Here is a 16772-nt window from a genome sequence, read left to right as displayed (position 1 = left end):
TAGAGCTCGCGCGGGTTCGATCGAAGCGTTTGCATGTCCGGGACCCCTGGGGTCCTCATTCAGCCGCTTGATCCGACTCGCATGGGATGAAGCATCACGAACAGAGGACTCTATGGAACAGTTCCTGACCCCCGAATTCTGGGTCGCCGTCGGTCAGATCATCATGATCGACATTCTTTTGGGCGGCGACAACGCCGTCGTCATCGCGCTGGCCTGCCGCAAGCTGCCGCCCGCGCAGCGCACCAAGGGCATTCTCTGGGGCACGGCGGGCGCCATCCTGCTGCGCGTGATCCTGATCTTCTTCGCGCTCACCCTGCTGGCCATCCCCTTCCTGAAACTGGCCGGCGCGCTGCTGCTGGTGTGGATCGGCGTCAAGCTGCTCGCACCCGAGCATGACGATGCGCACGGCAGCATCGCCGCCAGCGACAAGCTGTGGTCCGCCGTCAAGACCGTCATCGTGGCCGACCTGGTGATGAGCGTGGACAACGTGATCGCCATCGCCGGCGCCGCTCAGGGCGCGGGCCAGGGCCACCAGATGCCGCTGGTGATCTTCGGCCTGCTGGTGAGCATTCCGATCATCGTCTGGGGCAGCCAGCTGGTCATCAAGCTCATGGACCGCTTCCCGATCATCATCACGGCGGGCGGCATGCTGCTGGGCTGGATTGCGGGCACCATGGCCGTGACCGATCCCTCGGTGGTCAACCCCGCTGCCTGGACCTGGGTGCCGAAGCTGCCGCAGACCGACACGGTGCGTTACATTGCCGGTATCGGCGGCGCGCTGCTGGTGCTGGCGATCGGCAAGTGGGTGGCCATGCGCCGGCCCAAGCCGCACGACACCGCCACCGCCTGATCTCGCCAACAAGGAGCATCCATGGAAAAGATCATTCTGTATGTCGACGATGCGGCCTATGCGCGCGAGCTGCTCTCGCGGCTCACGCCGGAAGCGGTCGGCACGGGTGCCCGCCATTGGGTGCTGGTGGCCTGCGCTCCGCGCATGACGCATCGCATCAGCAAATGGGTGAGCCACAGCGCGCGTGAGAACTGGCGCAACAAGTGGCTGGCGAAGACGCAGGACCAGCTCCTGCCGCTGCTGCAGCTGGAGAACAGCCAGGTGACTTCAGTCCTGGCCAAGGGCCCGCTGGCCGAGCTGACGCAGCGCCTGAAGATGGAGCACGGCACCGCCCGCGTGATCGACGCCCGCCGCCCGAAGATCGGCGTGGACCTCGAGCCGGTGGCGCCGGACGTGCAGTCGCCCGGCCAGTCCGGCTGGGCCCTGCCCGGCGCGGTGCTCGGCATGGGCGCGCTGCTGGTGCTGGCCAACGAGCTGACCGACTGAGGCGCGCGCCGCAACCGGACGCATGCGCCTCGTCATCAAGTGGCTGCTCAGCGCGCTCGCGCTGCTGGCAGTGACCTACATCTACACCGGCGTGCAGGTGTCGAGCTTCACCTCGGCACTGATCGCCGCCGCCGTGATCGGCCTGCTCAACATGGTGGTGCGGCCGGTGCTGGTGGTGCTCACGCTGCCGGTCACCATCGTCACGCTGGGCCTCTTCCTGTTCGTGATCAACGCCCTGCTGTTCTGGGCCGCCTCGGGGCTTTTGCAGGGCTTCCACGTCAACGGATTCGTGGCGGCGCTGATCGGTTCGCTGATCTACTCGCTGCTGGGCCTGGTCATCGAGGCCGCGTTGGGTGGCATGTTCTTAAAGCGTTGACTTGCCCGTCGTTCAGAGCTCGGAAGAGCGTGGCGCATTCGAGTGCTCGCTTGAGATCTCAGCGCTGTGGCATTGGAGCAGACGCGTCAACGAGAACGAATCTTCAGCAGTTCGCTGGAAAGCCCCATAAGTTCGGTGGAGGTCACGCCTCTCGCACAGGGTTCCGCCGCGCATTCGCGGAAGGTCGTGCGCGGTAGCGCTCGGAACACCCAGGATCGTCGACAGTCAAAAGCGTGGACCTCTCTCGATCATCTCTTGATCATCAATTCCCTCTTCAGGTTCGGATTCGTCAATCGTTGCGGGTTCCAGCGTCTGACGCCCGAGAAAGTCTCTTTCTGCCGCTAGCTCGGTTGCGTATGCAAAAGTGCTGCTGGCATAGTCGCTCCAACTGAGCTCTTGGGCTTCTTGTGGGGGGCGCCCCCCAAGCGCAGCAATAGATCGCCCATTCGATTTCCGATGGCAAATGACCTGCTTCGAGCAACTGCGCCGCAATCATTGCATCCAGCTGCGAAGCGTCCACCTCGTTCATACGGCTCGATAGATCCTCTTGGCAATGGTAGTAGGCGCTAAAAATGGCGGCCTCTGCAGCTGTGGTCAATGCAGGGCGACCTTGGCGTAATCGCACAAATTTCTCCGTAGCTCGGATCGCAATTTCGCCACCCGTTCCGTGTACGGATCCAGAGGCCATATTTCCTGCGCGGCGGATCCAACAGCGCTCGCCTGCCAACCGAAACCGCCAGTCGTTCGCGGCTCTTTCGTTGTTCTGAGACCGCAACCACTCTTCAAATCCAGGAACAGGCGGATATCGGCGGCCCAATTCCGCGCGTTGGCGCCCTTGGTGTTTGTTAAGTTCCGCCCGCGCGCCGGCATGCTCAGTGGCCATCGCGCTGCGCAGTGCGTTGAGCAGAATGCCGTGGCCCTTCCAGTTCCTGCTTCCGAACAATGCCGCTCGTTCTTTCTTCTGGCTGGTTACGAGTTGCTTGCGTTCTATGTCGTGCTGCTGATGTTGAGCCCCAACTTGCACGGTTTTCACCTTCCGGCGGGAACTTATGGCTTGAGCATAAGAGCTCCAGAGTTTATCGTTCTCGCGCAATGGCTCAGGCGCACGCCCCACGGGTTGCGTGGCAGGGCAAGCCGCTCGGTAAGCGCCCAAGTGTGCCGACAGGGCGGGCAGATTAACCGCGCGCGCCACGCTAGAAAACTTGATGGCCACTTCGCCAACCCAGAGCAGGGCACCTCTCGCGTGCGGCTCATACCTGATGCCTTCTGCAGCTAACCGTTCATGCAACTGCTGCCAGCTAGTCGAAGACTTCAGAATCCATCCGCCGACCTCGATCGCGATTCGCACGGCCGATTTCTGACCAGTTCTTCCTTCAGCGTCCCTCCTCGCGGAGCTTGGCCCCTTTGACCTGTCCAAACTGGGCTCAACGCGCCCCAATAGACCGTTGGCAAGCATTTGATAGCGTCGATTTTCCTCGTGCGCCCAGCCCTGAGCGTGCTCGATTTTTGCGATTGCCCTGTGGGTTGCATCATGATCAAAGCCATCGTTCGGTTTTATGACTTTTAGGCAGTGCGGGTGAACGCGGTTCACGACGATGTGCAAATGGACGTTGTCGGTGTCCGTGTGCGCCCCGAAAATGCACTGATGCCCTGCCAGTCCTAGTTCATCGAGCAGGGCAGTGACGGCTCCCTCGAGATTTGCGGGCGTTGGCTGCTCGCTCTCCTGCCAAGAGAGCACATAGTGATTTATGGGATCCACAGATCGCACGGCCTCTTGGCTCAGCGCTATCATTTCCGCAGTTTGAGTGGCCGGAGCAGGACTGAGAAATCCGCGGGAACCAAGGTACGAACACTTTTCTGCCGCGTGTACACGCTCTCCACGCACGTATGCGACGAGCGCGGCAATACGTACTGATTTCGAGCTAGCTCTTCGCGGATTGGGAATTTTCTTGCCGATCATGGATTGGTAGTCCGCTCATCCATGTAGGTGATGACGGAACGAAGGGCGGAAGCAATATCGCCGCTGCATAGCTCACCGTCCCGTTCGAGAAGCTGCTGAAGGTGACTGCCCAAACGGCGCAACTCCTTGATAACCACTTGGTCTTCTCTAACGGCGACTGGTCTGCCGAGACAGCGCCGGCGCACGAGCGCACTCACAGTGAGGCTCGCCAAGTCGGCATCTTCACGGAGTTGCGACTTTTCGCTTCCTGTCAGCCTTACGTGAACCACTTGATCGAGTTGATCACCCTCGAGGGACTTGAACTTCATACTTCAAAATGTTGACTTCGACATGCCGGCTTCGTGAAGCGACTTGGTGCTTCAAAGACGGCAGCGCATCGTGTGTCACACGGTCCATCCTGTAACGGTAAGACCCTACACGTATGTCGCCTCTGAAGTCTAAGCTCCGAGGAGATTGGAGCTACGAATTTTTACAGTCACTCCGAAAGAGAGCCAAAAAAAATCGCAAGCCCCCGCACATGTTGCCTACACTTGTGCAACACAGAAGCAGAAGCCTATGGCAGCACCACACAAACTCACTACCAGTAAAGTCGCGGAACTGACAAAAAAAATGCGAGAACTTCCGTCGCTGGAGCCAGCGGAGGCCCTCAGCAGAGCGAAGGCAATAAAAAGTATGACTCGTGATATATTGGCTTTGCGAAAGCGAGGGTACAGCTATACGGCTATACGCGATTTTTTCACAAGTGAAGGAGTCGAGATCAAGGAGACGACGCTCCGGACATATGTGATGAATGCGAAGAGAAAGCCTGCGCAAACCGTTAAGCAGGAGAACACTCAACGGAGTGTTGACGTTGTGCCTATTCGTCCACCAACTTTACCGGCGCCATTGAGTTTTAAGGGCGTTCGCACAAGCACAGAAGCGCGTTGAATCTGCTTCAATGATGGGCTGCTAGAAGATAACAGGCAATTGCTAAGGAATGCTTTTGCCTGCTGCAACGAGAGGCTCAAAAAATGGACTTCTCGCGTGCCGGCTCATCTCAGGAATTGGACTACAGCAAATGTGGCTTCAGCGCTTGGGCCAGGAAAGCCTCTTCACACGCCCAGCCTGATGTGGTCGAAGGTGAACCGTCAACCTTGGCTTGAACCTGACCGAGATATGGGCGCGCGGTCTGAAAAATTCTATTCCCCGCCGCAATTCGTGGGGTGCGGGTTCAGCAGCCTTCCACGTCATCGGCCACCTACTCAGATGATTCATCTAAGAGGCGGCTCGGCCGCCTGCTCCTTGACCAGCACCTCGATCGCCCGCGCGCGGGTGTCGATGATCGAGGCCTCGTAGTGGTCGATGGGCGCTCCGCCCTTGTGCATGAACTCCTGCGCTGCCTTGAAGCGATCGCGCGCACCCGGATAGTCGAGCACCGCCACGTTGGCCTCGGCATCGGCTCGGATGGCGCGCAGCGTGTCGTTCTGCGCGCCGTAGAGGCGGCCCAGCATGCGCCAGGCCGTCGCATCGCGCGGATGCGACGCCACCCAGTCGCGCAACGGCGCCACCATCGGCTTCGGACTGCGGGTGGCGGCAGCAGCCTGCGCGACCAGCAGCATCTCGGGCCGGTCCTTGGCTTGCAGGTCGAGCAGCGTGGCCGCCTTCGGCGCGTCGTCGGCCGCGAGCTCGATCTCGGCCGAGAGCAGGCGCGCCAGCCGCGCGGCCGGCGCATCTTCCGACGTTCGCGCCACCAGCCGCTGCACCAGCGCGCGGGCGGACTTGTAGTCGCGCAGCTCGTTGGTCGCCAGGGCCGCCGCGTAGAGCGTTCCGGCCTGCTGCGCCGGCGTGCTGCGCGCGAATTCGCCGCTGCCGGCCGCGTCGATCCACAGCCGCAGCACGTCCACGCCGGGGCGCACCAGCACGCGGGCGCGGGCGGCGATCATCGCGTGGTCCATAGCCAGCGGCATGGTGACGCCGCTGCCCGGCCTGAACTGGTAGCGGCCCTGCATGTCGGCCACCCGCTCGCTGTTGAGCGGATGGCTGCGCAGGTAAGGGTAGGAGCCGTTGTCGTTGAGGCGCGAGGCGTACTGCAGCTTCTCGAACATCGCGGCCGCGCCCTGCGGCGCGTAGCCCGCCTGCGTCATCACGCCGAAGCCGATGCGGTCGGCCTCGCGTTCCATGTCGCGCGAGAAGCTGAGCTGGTTCTGCATGAAGGCCGCCTGGCTGCCCATCAGCACGGCCTGGCCGGCATCCCCGTTGCGGCTCTTGCCGGCGGCGATCATGCCGAGGATCATGCCGGCCAGCAGCAGCGGCATCTGCCGGCTCTGCTTGGCCATGATGCGCGAGATGTGGCGCTGCGTGACGTGCGAGAGCTCGTGGCCGAGCACCGTGGCGAGCTCGTCGCGGCTGCCGGTGACCGAGATCAGCCCGAGGTGCAGGCCCAGATAGCCGCCCGGCAGCGCGAAGGCGTTGATGCTGCGGTCGCGCCCCAGCAGCACGGTCCAGGCGAAGCGCTCGTCGAGCTCCGGCGTGAGATCGCCGCGCAGGCGCGCCGCTGCCAGCAGGCGCTGCCAGATGTCCTGCACGTACTCGGCCAGCACCGGGTCGTCGATGTAGTCGGGGTCGCGGTACAGCTCGCGCGCGATCTGGTCGCCGAGCCGGCGCTCGGCGCTGGCCGTCATCTCGCCGCCGTCGCCCATGCCCGGCAGCTGGGCGCGCGCCAGCGGCGGCATCGCGAGCTGACAGGCGATCAGGACAGAGGCGCAGAGCGTTCGCAACAGGGGCTTCGGCTTGCGGGTCGGAGGGGGAGAAGAGGTCCGGCGCAGCATGGCATGGGTCGATGGCTGGGCCTCGTATGATGCTTCACTCCGTGGAACGTTCAAGCATGAGTTCTCTTACCCATTTCGACGCCCAAGGGCAGGCCCACATGGTGGACGTGGCCGCCAAGCCGGCCACGCATCGCGTGGCAGTGGCAACGGGCCGTATCGAAATGCAAGCGGCGACCCTCGCACTGATCGAATTGGGCACAGCGAAGAAGGGCGACGTGCTGGGCATCGCGCGCATCGCCGGCATCCAGGCAGCCAAGAAGACCAGCGACCTGATCCCGCTGTGCCACCCGCTGGCGCTGACGCGCGTGGCGGTGGATTTCGCCACGGGCGAGGGCGGCGTGCCGCACGTGGTGTGTACTGCCACCGTCGAGACGGTGGGACCCACCGGGGTGGAGATGGAAGCCCTGAGCGCCGTGCAGGTGGCGCTGCTGACCATCTACGACATGTGCAAGGCGGTGGATCGGGGGATGACGATCAACGGCGTGCATGTGCTCGAGAAGCATGGCGGCAAGTCGGGGAGCTACACCGCGGCCCCGCCCGCCAAGGGCTGAAGCGCGCTACTCCGACGGATCGTCCATCGACTCGTGGTCGAGCCAGCGCGCGTAGTCGCGCGGGAAGGCGATCCGGAAGCGCGTGGCCTGTGCGATGGCCTCTTTGTCGCGGCCGAGCAGCGTGGCGCTGTCGATGAGCTTGACGATCACGCGCGGCTCCGGCGAGAAATGAAGAAGGCGCTGCGCCAGCGCATGCACCTCCGCTGCGTTGGCCCGGTCGACCGTCGTGAGCGCGAGCTCTGCGAACTTCACCTGGTTGGCGAAGAGCCAGGAGTCCTGCACCTTGGCCAGCGTGTCGTCGCGCCAGACCGGCAGGCGGTCTTCGCGAGCGAGATAGAGCTGGCTGGTGCGGGTGTAGTCCCAGGCGGCGTAGGCGACGATGGCGATCAGGGCGAGGGCGGCGGCCAGGGAGGGCGCGAAGGCCGTCCGGCCTTCCGGCGCGGGAGCTGCCTTGCTGGGCGGCGAGGGCCACAGGAACCCCAGGCAGAGGCCGAAGACGAGCTGGAAGGGCCCGTACCAGAGCGGATATTCGAGCAGGCTGTGGAGCACGATCACGCCGAGCAGGCCCCAGGCCATCAGCCGCGCCGGATCGGTCTCGCGCCAAGGCCGCGCGGCCAGCACCAGCCAGCCGAAGCCGCCGCAGATTATCAGCGCCGCCGGAATGCCCAGCTCGACTGCGAGGTGCAAGGGCAGGTTGTGTGCGTTGTCCAGGATCTCGGTGAAGCGCGGGCCCTGGTAGAGCGTGCTGTAGTGCGCGAAGCTCAGCTCGCCCCAGCCCCAGCCCGTCCAGGGATGCTGGGCGATCAGCTCGAGGACATTGGCCCAGAGCACGAGGCGGCTGTGGGCGTCGGGCGCGCCCTCGCGCAGGCGATGCATCATGCCTTCGACGCCGGCGCCCGCGAGCAGGGGGAGTAGCCAGGCGGCGAAGAAGTAGGCGGGGATAAGGGCAAGGAGCGCCCAGGGAGGTGGCAGGCGGGTGCTCGCCGTGTCTCCCTGGCGGGGATGTCTTTCGCGCCAGGCGAGGCAGGCGGAGATGCCGCTGATCAGCAGCAGCTGGAGCAGCCCGGTGCGCGAGGTCGAGGCGGCGAGGGCGAAGCAGCAGGGCTGCGGCGGGGATCAGTGCGAGGCGGGCGCGGTGGGTGGCGCTGCCGTGCAGCCAGAGCGCTGCGATGAGGGCAAGTGCTGTCAGGGTGGCGAACTGATTTGGTGTTGGCGGAGGTTGCCGTAGGCTCCGGCTGAGGTCGGGGGTGGTGGTCCAGGGGACGAGGGCGGCGGCGAGGCCGTAGTACTGGAGGAGGCCTAAGAGGGCGCTGAGGAGGCCGGCGGTGAGGAGGCCACACGCGATGACGGTCGGCCGGGCATCGGTCCCCGGGCGAGAGAGGCCGGCACCTACGCCCGCAGCGACAGCAATGACGCCCAGCCCTGCGCAGGCCGGCAACCACGCTCCGAGTTCGCTGTGGTGGATCAGGGCGATGGCAGTGACGGCGGCAGCCAGCCACAAAAGCAGGAGGCGCCGGGGCCATCGCGCCGGCACCCACAGCAGAAGCACCGCCACGCAGGCCCCTGAAGCAAGCAGTTGCCAGACGCTTGCTGAAGGCCCGGCAGCAAATGGGAACAGAAAGGGCGTGGCGACCGGCAAGGCCCCGAGCAAGGTCAGTGCCTTCGCGCGCGTCTCGGCCGCTGCGGAGCTATCGGAAACTGTCCGGTAGACGATCATCTGCCGGCATTGTGCCGGCCTGTCCGCAAGCTGTGCTCGCGCACCCTCAGTTGAGACACCTCGAGCCGGTGCCGCTGTAGGCCAATGCACCCGTATTGGTCTTGGTATATGAACCGCACGCATCCCCGTTCAGGGGGCCCGCGGTCGTCGGCGCTGCGGTGATGGTGTAGCCCGCGCCCGCATTCTGGATCGCGAGCGTGATGGTGTACCGCGTGGTGGTTCCCGCGGGCACGCCCGTGAAGATGCCGGAAAACACCGTGTTCTGGGTGTTCGCCGCGTTGTTGCTGTAGCGATTGTTCTCCGTATAGAAGCGCTCCAGCCAGCCCTCTGCCCTCAGCACCTCTGCGCGCGCCTCGGCCCGCTGGGATCGCCGGGTGTACTCCCGATAAGACGGGATCGCGATCGCCGCGAGGATCGCAACCACTGCCACGACGATCATCAGTTCGATCAGCGTGAAGCCCTTCAGCAGCTTCCGACTTTTCATACACGCGTTCATTTGCAACCTCAGCGATTCCTGAAGATTTCGCGCCAGGTCAGACGCCCGCTGGTACAGGCTCCGCAGCGTTCCACCGTCTTGAGCGTGCCGTCGCCGGCAGAGATGATCGAGCGGAAGAGGCAAAGACCCTGACAGAGGGGTGGAGGGCTACCGCCACCGCCACCACCACCACCGCCGGATGACGCGGGCACCCGGAACTGCCCGCCGCCCGAACCTTCGAAGTAGTTCAGGTTGCTCATGCCGATGGCACCGGTCGTGGTCACGCCGGGCACCGCTTGGTCGATCGCCGTTCCCGTGATCGGATTGAGCACCATGTCGAACGAGGTGCCGTCGTAGCGGCAGCCATCGGAAGTGGACGAGGGCGCAAGCGAGCGAACGTTGACCCGGGCCGTGTCTTCCGCGAATGGATTGAAGACGACGCCTTCCGAACTCACCGGAAGATTCGCATACCAGCCGAGCTTTCCAGAGGCATAAGAGACGGAGTTGCTCGTGATGTACCGAACGCCGTCGGTAAAGGAGATGGTCTGCTGCACGAGGTCCGTCTTGCCGGTCGTCAGGGTCGATGTCGTCCCAGGCTTGTCGTAGATGGCGTACATCGTGTTGGTGTAGACGGACGACATCGGGTAGTCGGTGCTCTCCAGCGACTTGCCGGTCGCGAAGAACAACTGGTAGCCGCCCGACGGATGCGGGAAGGGCACGATCGGCGTCGTGATGGGCTGCGGCACGGTCGTCGTGCCGACCACCGTGGTTGCCTTGTAGAGCGGAACGCCCACCCCTGCCGTCGTGTTGAACACCTTCCAGTTGGCCGGATCGGCGCTGCTGACGTCGAACTTCCAGACATTGCCCTTCAGGTCGCCCGCGTAAATGCGATCGATGGTGCCATCGTTGTTCGTGTCGATGGCGGTGGGAGACGCCAGCCCGTTGTCGGCACCGTCGCCGGTGACCACAGGCGTCAGGATCTTGATGTATTGCGTTCCGGCGGTCCAGGTGGTCGATGAAGCCGAGGTAGGGCCATCCGCAAAGATGATGAACAGCGCCGCCCTGCCGCTCGTGCTGTTGTAGCCGTTCCCATAGATGGCGGCCCACTTGCCATTGGCCATGTAGCCAGTCTGGAAAGGTTGCCCGTTCGAGCGGCCATTGGAGCGGCCCGTGATGTAGCCCATGTCGCTGTCCGCGGCCTCGGTGAACTCCCACTTGACCACGTCGCTCGGGCTCGCCTCGGACACCAGGTGGGGCTTGGTCACGTCGAGCGCGTACACGCCCCGCGCGCCGCGGCCGAACGCGCCGAAGAGGTAGGTCGACCACGTCGTCCCCAGCTTGATGTCGGCCGCCATCACGCTGCCGTCCACGGTCAGGCGGTTCGTGCTCTCGCCCAGGTTGAAGTCCTTGGCCGTGATGGCCGCAAGTTTCGAATAGGGCGCCGCCGTGCTGGTCGTATACATGGCGCGCGGAACGTAGGCAAAGAGCTCCCGGCCGGTGGCGCCATCGAATGCATGCAGCATGCCGTCGTTGGCACCCACGAAGACCGCGGTCCGGGCGTTGCCGCCGTTCGCGGTGGTGATGGTGGTTCGGAAGTCCCCATAGCCACCGCCGTATTGCGCGTTGGTATAGCCGGCCGACGGCGGGCCAACGTACCACGGCGTCGAGTTGATGATGGCGCCGAGCACGGTCGTAGGCCGGATTCGCAAGCCGCCGAGCGTTGTCTCCTTGCTGCTGTCGCCACGCAGCCAGTTCAGCCGATTGGTGCCGGCAGTGATACCCGCAGTGATCAGAGGATCGAGCGCAACGCCAGTGGACGGATTCGTGCTCAGCGCTGTCTTCTGAGCCGTGGACAGATTGGCCCAGCGGAAAGCAATGGGTGCGGTGGCGGAAAGCGAGAGAACCTTGCGCGTGGTGTTCCAGCCGGAACCGCCGGTGTCCACCGTCAGGCGCGCACCCGCATCCCAATCGGACGTGGTGTTGACGGTTCCGTCGCTGGCAAAGCTGTAGCGCAGGAACTGGCCGCTGGCGTCCGCGTCGACGTCGTCGCCGACCACCTTGGCCTTGATGCTGTGCGTACTGGAATACACATAGCCGCCAGCCTGGGTGCGTGATGTGGTCGCGGCCGCGGGCGCCGCACCGCCTGCGCGCAGGATGGTCGAGAAAATGTTGTTCAGCGAGCGTTCGAGCTCGGCGGGGTCGATGGCATAGAAGTAGTTGTCAGGAACGCCATCGCTCCCCACGGAACCATCGGACTTCTTTGCATCCCATGCGGCGGTCGGCAAGACCGAGCCGGAGGTGTAGCTGGGCGCCGCCGTGCGGTCGAACCCGCCGTACTTGGCCGCATACCACATCGGGTCTTGCAGCGCCTCGCCCGTAACACCCGTCATGCCGTACACGGCCGTGGTCTTCGCCTGCTGGGAGTTGCAATTGTTGCAACCGCCGGTCGCGTTGACGTTGGCAGCAGGCGTGACCAATCCACCAATGCTCACCGGGTCGGTGAAATCGGCGTCGTTGATCCCGGAGTGGAAGTGGACGCCGTCCTTGCCGTTGGTGCCCGCAATTGCATAGCCAAAGCCCAGGACGTAGGGCGTCGACTGGAAGGCTGCATAGGTGCTGACGCTGATGTTGCCGCTCGCGCTGACAGAGTATTCGAGCGTGCCCCACATGTCCTGGTCGTAATCACCGCCTTGTTCGGAGTCTTCCCACTGCACGATGAACTTGCCGTAAGTGGGCGTCTGCGAAACAACTCGGAAATCGACCAGCGCGCCGCCGCCACCCGTCCCGGAGAACAGGCGCATGGCCGGTTGAATGACGACGTACTTGCCCGCCTGATTGGGCACCGGAACCTTGATACGGGGCGTCGAAGTCGCCAGCGCGACGCCATAGGTATCCACCTTGAAGGCTCGCGTGTTGGAGGTGGGCGCAGTGATGTCCGTCCTGATGCGATTGGTATGCGCATACTGTGCCGCGCCAGCCATCTTGAAGCCGCCGTAGCCCGTCGGCGCCTCGGGACAAATCCCGGCGCTGGTTGCCAGCGCACTCATGGACTTGTCGTTGCACAGATTGTTGGTGTCCGTCGCCGTCCGGCCGATCGACCATTTCTTGCCGGTCGCGTAGAGACCTTCCGCAGTGCCGATGTCGTTCGTGCGCGAGGTGACGATGGCGTCCGTCAGCCCGGCGACGCCATTTGCGCTGGCCCACTGATCGTTGTCATAGGAGCTGACGCTGGCGTTGAAATTGATCACGCTCGAGCGCCGGCAGGTGCGATCGCCGAATGAAGCAACGGTCGATGAGGCAAAGGGGTCGGACCAGGTGGCGACCGTCAAACCCAGCGCGGCATCCTTGCCCCCGGTGGTATTGAAGGCCGAGGTTGCCGCCGATGCGCCTGCCAGGTAGCGAAGAGACTCGAGATACATCTCGCCGATCGGATTGCCCCAGCTTCCGCACTGTCCTTCCGTCAGGCCGATCAAGCCGAAATTGCAGTTGTCGCCACCACCGGCTGTATACGTTCCATCCTCGTAGTCATAGCCGTAGATCCGTAGCTTGTTCATCGTCGAGACGATGCCGTCGACCGCGTTGAACTGCCCGGTGTCGACGTTCACCTCGGGCGCGAAGGATGAAACATTCTTGCGCAGCACCCCGCCGGAGATGTTCTTGGAGTAGCTCCCCGTGATCAAGCCGAATGCGGCTTCGTTGCGCTCGCCGTACTTCTGCAGCAAGCCGACCGGCTTGTACACCCCCGACGGATAGAGCTTGCAGCGGCTGCCTTCGTCGGTGGTGAACGAGGCAACACCCGTCGCCGCGCCGTCGAGCCCGGTCCTGCAGACTTCGACCCTGAGGGTGTAGGTGCCCTTCGCCAGGCCCGTTCCGAGGCCATAGGTCGCGCGGGATGGGTTGCTGCCGGCCGCGCTCAGGCCTGTGATGGTGGAGTTGTTCCCGTTACTCGCGCCCTTGTCTTCCGACCAGTAGCACTGCCAACGCTCATTCGAGTTCCACAACGAGAAGTTGCCGTTCGCGACCAGCATGGCCGGCGGGCCAACGGGGTCGTGCGAGTAACGGTTCGTCGAGCCGTTGCGGAACGTGGCATTGCAAATCGTGATTTCGTTGGTTCCCGAGAACGGCGTCAGCTGCGCGATGTCGGTGTTGTTGTAGTACTTCGCGAACGCGTGAGCGTCGGTCGGCAGATGCGCGCGCTCGAGCACGGTCGATGTGTCGCTGTCCGTGCTCCGCATGCCGCCGTAGAGGATGCGTCGAACCACATCCATCCGGGTCATCGTTGCCCAGTTCAGGAAGTTGCCGCTCCACTCGTTGACGATCGCGCCACCATAGTTGCAGTAGCGCGTCGTCGAATTCACCTTCCGCGAGGGCACGTAGGTGTTGGCCACGGTGCTGTAGGTGTAGCAGCGTTCGCTGTCGAAGTAGCCGTAATAGCTGTAGGCGTGGCTGTACTGCGTCTCGATCGTCCCGTCGCCGTCGAGGTCGGAGAACTCGTTGTAAGCCTTGTAGGAAAGCTGATGGTCGCGCGACAGGTTGAGCATCACCATCGGAGAGCCCTTGGTCTCCGTGAGATACGGGGGCAGCGGCGTGAGATTGACCGCCTGCGTCGACGTTGCGATCAGGCTGCTTGCTGCGAGCAGAAGAGCGCCGATCCAGCGGCTCAACGACTGAAAGTTTCGAGCCATCATTTCAATGCCTTCACAGAGGTTTGCAGCATGACTTGAGTCGAGCTGTTGGCGCCGTAGCCAACGGCGGTCACGCGGTAGATAAAGGTTTCACCGAGCTTGAAGTACTCGATGAGGTATTGGGGCTGCTGCGAGACCACGGGCAAGGCAGTGGCCCCTGTATAGGTCCCATAGCTTGCCGCTCGGCCGGAGGTCGTCCAGTTGGCCTTGGTCTCCCAGACGGGCGCCGTGCTATTGGGCAGGCACAGGCCCAGCGCGCAGGTCGCGGCAAAAATGTCCGCCGCTTCCGGGGAGATGGGCGTGCTCCGGCAATTGGCGGCCACGCACGAGCCGTTGATGTCCTTCTCGGCATCCCGCAGCGCGGACTCCGCGGCCTGGAAGGCCAAGGTGCGGTCGGCCTCATTGCCGGCGATGCGGGCGGAGAAGGTCGAGCTTTGAATGGCCGTCACGCCGATCACGCTCAGGATGACCAGGAAGATCATGACAATGAAGAGCGAGATGCCACGCTGGCTCGATGGGCCGCCGACGCAGGGGCGAATCGAAGGGCTTGGCATTTTCATAGCGTGGCGGTGTTTCGCAGCGCGACCGTGGTACGAAGGGCGCGGTAGCTTTCGGATGAGCCGGCAGTGATGGCCGTTCCATAGCAATCGGTGAATTGGGTGGTGGTGTCGTTGCCCGATGCCTGCACCGTTCTCGCCAGCACGCACAACTCGATCGCCGCAACATCCTTCCATGCAGCGGCGGTCGTGGGGGGCGTCGTGCTGAGCTTGCCGGCCGCGGAGATGTAGCCGACGTAGATCTGCTCGATGCCCGGGACCAGCGGCTGGACTTGCAGGGCGACGGTGCCGAGGACGCCGTCGATAACAGCTGTGCTGTCAGAAACGCAGCTCAACTGTCCCATCGACTTGGTGCCGGAGGGCGTTTGAGCGGTCACGTACGAAACAAAAAAATAGGAACGCACCTCGTAGGTCTGGACGCCGCTCACCTGCTTGCTGGCCGCTGCCTCGTTGGTGCAACCATAGCCTTGCTGCTTGCCGGTCGACGAAGCGAACTGGTCCGTCTCGTAGCGGGAGAAGATGGAAGCGGACTTCCGCTCCCCTGTGGGGGTTGCGGTGCGGCACGCAAGGTTGGCAAGCGTCGTCGGCGCAGTCGCATTGGTGTAGCCGAACTCGCAACCCGCCAGCTTGTCTTCCAACGGCAGTTGGGGCCCCGGCGCCGTGGGATCCACCATGGCAAACCCGGAGCTCTGGATGTACTTGGTGAGCAGATCCAGTGCAAAGCGGCCGTTCTCTTCCATCTGCGAGTTTTCGGAGACGGCGTTGTAGGACTGCTTGGAGTACAGATAAACGGATGAGGCGATGATGACCAGGACCAATCCGATCGTGACGCCGACCATCAGTTCGATCAGCGTGACGCCGCGGTTCCGGCCGCGAGGGGAGCGAGGGGTTGGCATGAGCGGAGCCTTGATCAAGGGATGATCGTGAAGCGACGGCAGCGCACACCAGCCGGAGCCGATGCGGTATCGGGGCAGCAGTTGCGCCAGTTCAGCCCGGTCGTGGTTGCTGTGCAGGTCGCCGACGCATCCAGGGTGCCATCGGCTTTCAGAAAGTCCTTGTCGAAGTACAGCGCTGTGATGACGAACCCGTTCGTGATCGTCCCTGTGATCTGCATCGAGCCCTGAGGCAATGAGTCTTGCGCTTTCTGCAGCAGATCGGCGAGGTCGTCGGCAGCGACCTGCGCGGCCGTGCAGGCTGTCGTGGAGGTGCGGCAGTTCAACTTGGTCAAAGTCGCCGCTTTGCCTGTCGTGTAGTTGGCCGTGTATTGATAGTCGGCGTCGACCGCCTTGGGATTCGCTCGCACGCGCTCGCCGAAGTTGCCGGTGAATTCGGCGACGCGGTGGGTGGACCATGCCGACTTCTGGAACCCCAGGGCGCCGGCCTGCAGACCTGCGAGGCCGAGCAGCCCGAACGACATGATGAGGATGGAAACAAGCGCCTCGATCAGCGTGGCGCCCTGTTGGGATCTGGAGCGGTGCGGGATGCTCATGGCCATGTCCACATTCCTAGAAGTCGGGGCAGCTCGTCACGGTGTAGGCGGCGACGCGAACGCGACCGGCCTTGCTGACGCAGACCGTTCGCCCGAAGCGGGCTTGATAGGCTGAATCCGACGATTTGGCGTAGATCTTGAAAGACAGCGCCGTGCGGGCGAACCCTGCGCTGCCGAAGATCACCTTGCTGGCGGCGGCAGAGCTGTCGAAGCCCGTTTGGGCATCGCCCGGATCCACGGCCGCGATGGTCTTGAGCAAAACCTCCGTGGCGTCGCGATCGCCATTGCCGTTCTCATCCACAAAAGCCTGGATGTCGAGGGTGTTCCAGCCGGTTTGGGAAACGCATGCGATGGTGCTGGAATTCTTCGGGCAGATCACCACGTCCTGGTTCCGGACGATGGCCTCGCTTCGTGCATAGTTGACCAAGCCGATGAAGCCATTGACGTTCGTGGAGAGTCGATTGCCCACCAAGAAGTCGCTCATGCCGGGTAGTGCCAAAGTAAGCAGCAAACCCAGAACCACGATCGTCACAAGAAGCTCGACCAAGGTAAATCCCCTGGCGTAGCCAGACGCGCGGTTCCGGGCGAGTGAGGATTCGACAGACATGTGACGAATTCCTGAATCCGTGAGCCCCAATGCTCTGCGGACCGATCCCGGGTGCTTTGTCGCACTGTGACCGAGCCATTCGACTGCCCGATGCTTGGCGGTGCCGAGATCGACGCGATGAAGTCGTCGCCATCACGACTCGGCGATCGACTTGCGTTGAGATGGGTGCGACTGGCCCACGCCGCAACCTCGCTCGGATGCGATTTTCTGGA

Annotated in this window: 14 protein-coding genes; 4 read left to right on the top strand and 10 right to left on the bottom strand. The window is 63.5% G+C overall.

Translation table 11 applies throughout. The features are described from left to right. Window positions 1-112 precede the first annotated feature (112 nt). The 3 genes from GXN78_RS11385 to GXN78_RS11375 are packed head-to-tail and all read left to right on the top strand — an operon-like array spanning window position 113 to window position 1712. Entirely contained in the window at window positions 113-850 is a 738-nt protein-coding gene (locus GXN78_RS11385) for a TerC family protein (RefSeq protein WP_106556142.1), read from the top strand. A 21-nt stretch (window positions 851-871) separates the two neighbouring features. Next, window positions 872-1336, top strand: a complete 465-nt coding sequence (locus tag GXN78_RS11380; RefSeq protein ID WP_106556143.1) for a hypothetical protein — start codon at window positions 872-874, stop codon at window positions 1334-1336. A gap of 22 nt (window positions 1337-1358) precedes the next feature. Beyond that, window positions 1359-1712, top strand: coding sequence for a phage holin family protein (locus GXN78_RS11375; protein WP_106556144.1), 354 nt, complete (start codon window positions 1359-1361; stop codon window positions 1710-1712). 289 nt (window positions 1713-2001) lie between these two features. Here the strand turns inward: GXN78_RS11375 and GXN78_RS11370 are convergent, their stop codons facing one another. The 3 genes from GXN78_RS11370 to GXN78_RS11360 form a co-directional block, all read right to left on the bottom strand. Further along, a complete protein-coding gene (locus GXN78_RS11370) occupies window positions 2002-3672 on the bottom strand; it encodes a relaxase/mobilization nuclease domain-containing protein (protein ID WP_106556145.1) in 1671 nt (556 codons plus the stop codon). Continuing rightward, window positions 3669-3980, bottom strand: a complete 312-nt coding sequence (locus GXN78_RS11365; protein ID WP_106556146.1) for a MobB mobilization protein — start codon at window positions 3978-3980, stop codon at window positions 3669-3671. Before GXN78_RS11365 ends, GXN78_RS11370 begins: the two co-directional genes overlap by 4 nt. Window positions 3981-4922: 942 nt before the next feature. Next, entirely contained in the window at window positions 4923-6479 is a 1557-nt protein-coding gene (locus GXN78_RS11360) for a M48 family metalloprotease (protein ID WP_106556147.1), read from the bottom strand. Window positions 6480-6535: 56 nt separating this feature from the next. On the opposite strand from GXN78_RS11360, the gene moaC reads away from it, so the two are divergent. Next, a complete protein-coding gene (moaC, locus tag GXN78_RS11355) occupies window positions 6536-7030 on the top strand; it encodes a cyclic pyranopterin monophosphate synthase MoaC (protein ID WP_106556148.1) in 495 nt (164 codons plus the stop codon). Window positions 7031-7036: 6 nt separating this feature from the next. Here the strand turns inward: moaC and GXN78_RS41150 are convergent, their stop codons facing one another. The 7 genes from GXN78_RS41150 to GXN78_RS11320 form a co-directional block, all read right to left on the bottom strand. Beyond that, the gene (locus tag GXN78_RS41150) at window positions 7037-8074 is read right to left on the bottom strand and encodes a Wzy polymerase domain-containing protein (RefSeq protein ID WP_343231019.1); all 1038 of its coding nucleotides are present in this window, start codon (window positions 8072-8074) and stop codon (window positions 7037-7039) included. A 719-nt stretch (window positions 8075-8793) separates the two neighbouring features. Next, window positions 8794-9231: a type IV pilin protein gene (locus GXN78_RS11345; protein ID WP_106556150.1), complete on the bottom strand. Its 438-nt coding sequence runs from the start codon at window positions 9229-9231 to the stop codon at window positions 8794-8796. A gap of 20 nt (window positions 9232-9251) precedes the next feature. Beyond that, the gene (locus tag GXN78_RS11340) at window positions 9252-13910 is read right to left on the bottom strand and encodes a PilC/PilY family type IV pilus protein (protein WP_146163021.1); all 4659 of its coding nucleotides are present in this window, start codon (window positions 13908-13910) and stop codon (window positions 9252-9254) included. Further along, the gene (locus GXN78_RS11335) at window positions 13907-14461 is read right to left on the bottom strand and encodes a PilX N-terminal domain-containing pilus assembly protein (protein WP_258186976.1); all 555 of its coding nucleotides are present in this window, start codon (window positions 14459-14461) and stop codon (window positions 13907-13909) included. The genes GXN78_RS11340 and GXN78_RS11335 overlap by 4 nt, the downstream gene beginning before the upstream one ends. A 2-nt stretch (window positions 14462-14463) precedes the next feature. Continuing rightward, window positions 14464-15378, bottom strand: coding sequence for a PilW family protein (locus GXN78_RS11330; RefSeq protein ID WP_106556153.1), 915 nt, complete (start codon window positions 15376-15378; stop codon window positions 14464-14466). Beyond that, the gene (pilV, locus tag GXN78_RS11325; RefSeq protein ID WP_181360526.1) at window positions 15375-15959 is read right to left on the bottom strand and encodes a type IV pilus modification protein PilV; all 585 of its coding nucleotides are present in this window, start codon (window positions 15957-15959) and stop codon (window positions 15375-15377) included. The genes GXN78_RS11330 and pilV overlap by 4 nt, the downstream gene beginning before the upstream one ends. A gap of 10 nt (window positions 15960-15969) precedes the next feature. After that, the gene (locus tag GXN78_RS11320) at window positions 15970-16560 is read right to left on the bottom strand and encodes a GspH/FimT family pseudopilin (protein WP_106556154.1); all 591 of its coding nucleotides are present in this window, start codon (window positions 16558-16560) and stop codon (window positions 15970-15972) included. Between the last annotated feature and the right edge of the window lie 212 nt (window positions 16561-16772).

The sequence above is a fragment of the Variovorax sp. WS11 genome (genome assembly GCF_010499245.1).
Taxonomy (GTDB): domain Bacteria; phylum Pseudomonadota; class Gammaproteobacteria; order Burkholderiales; family Burkholderiaceae_C; genus Variovorax.
Note: the sequence above shows the minus strand (reverse complement) of the source record. Positions and strands in the feature narration are given on the sequence as shown.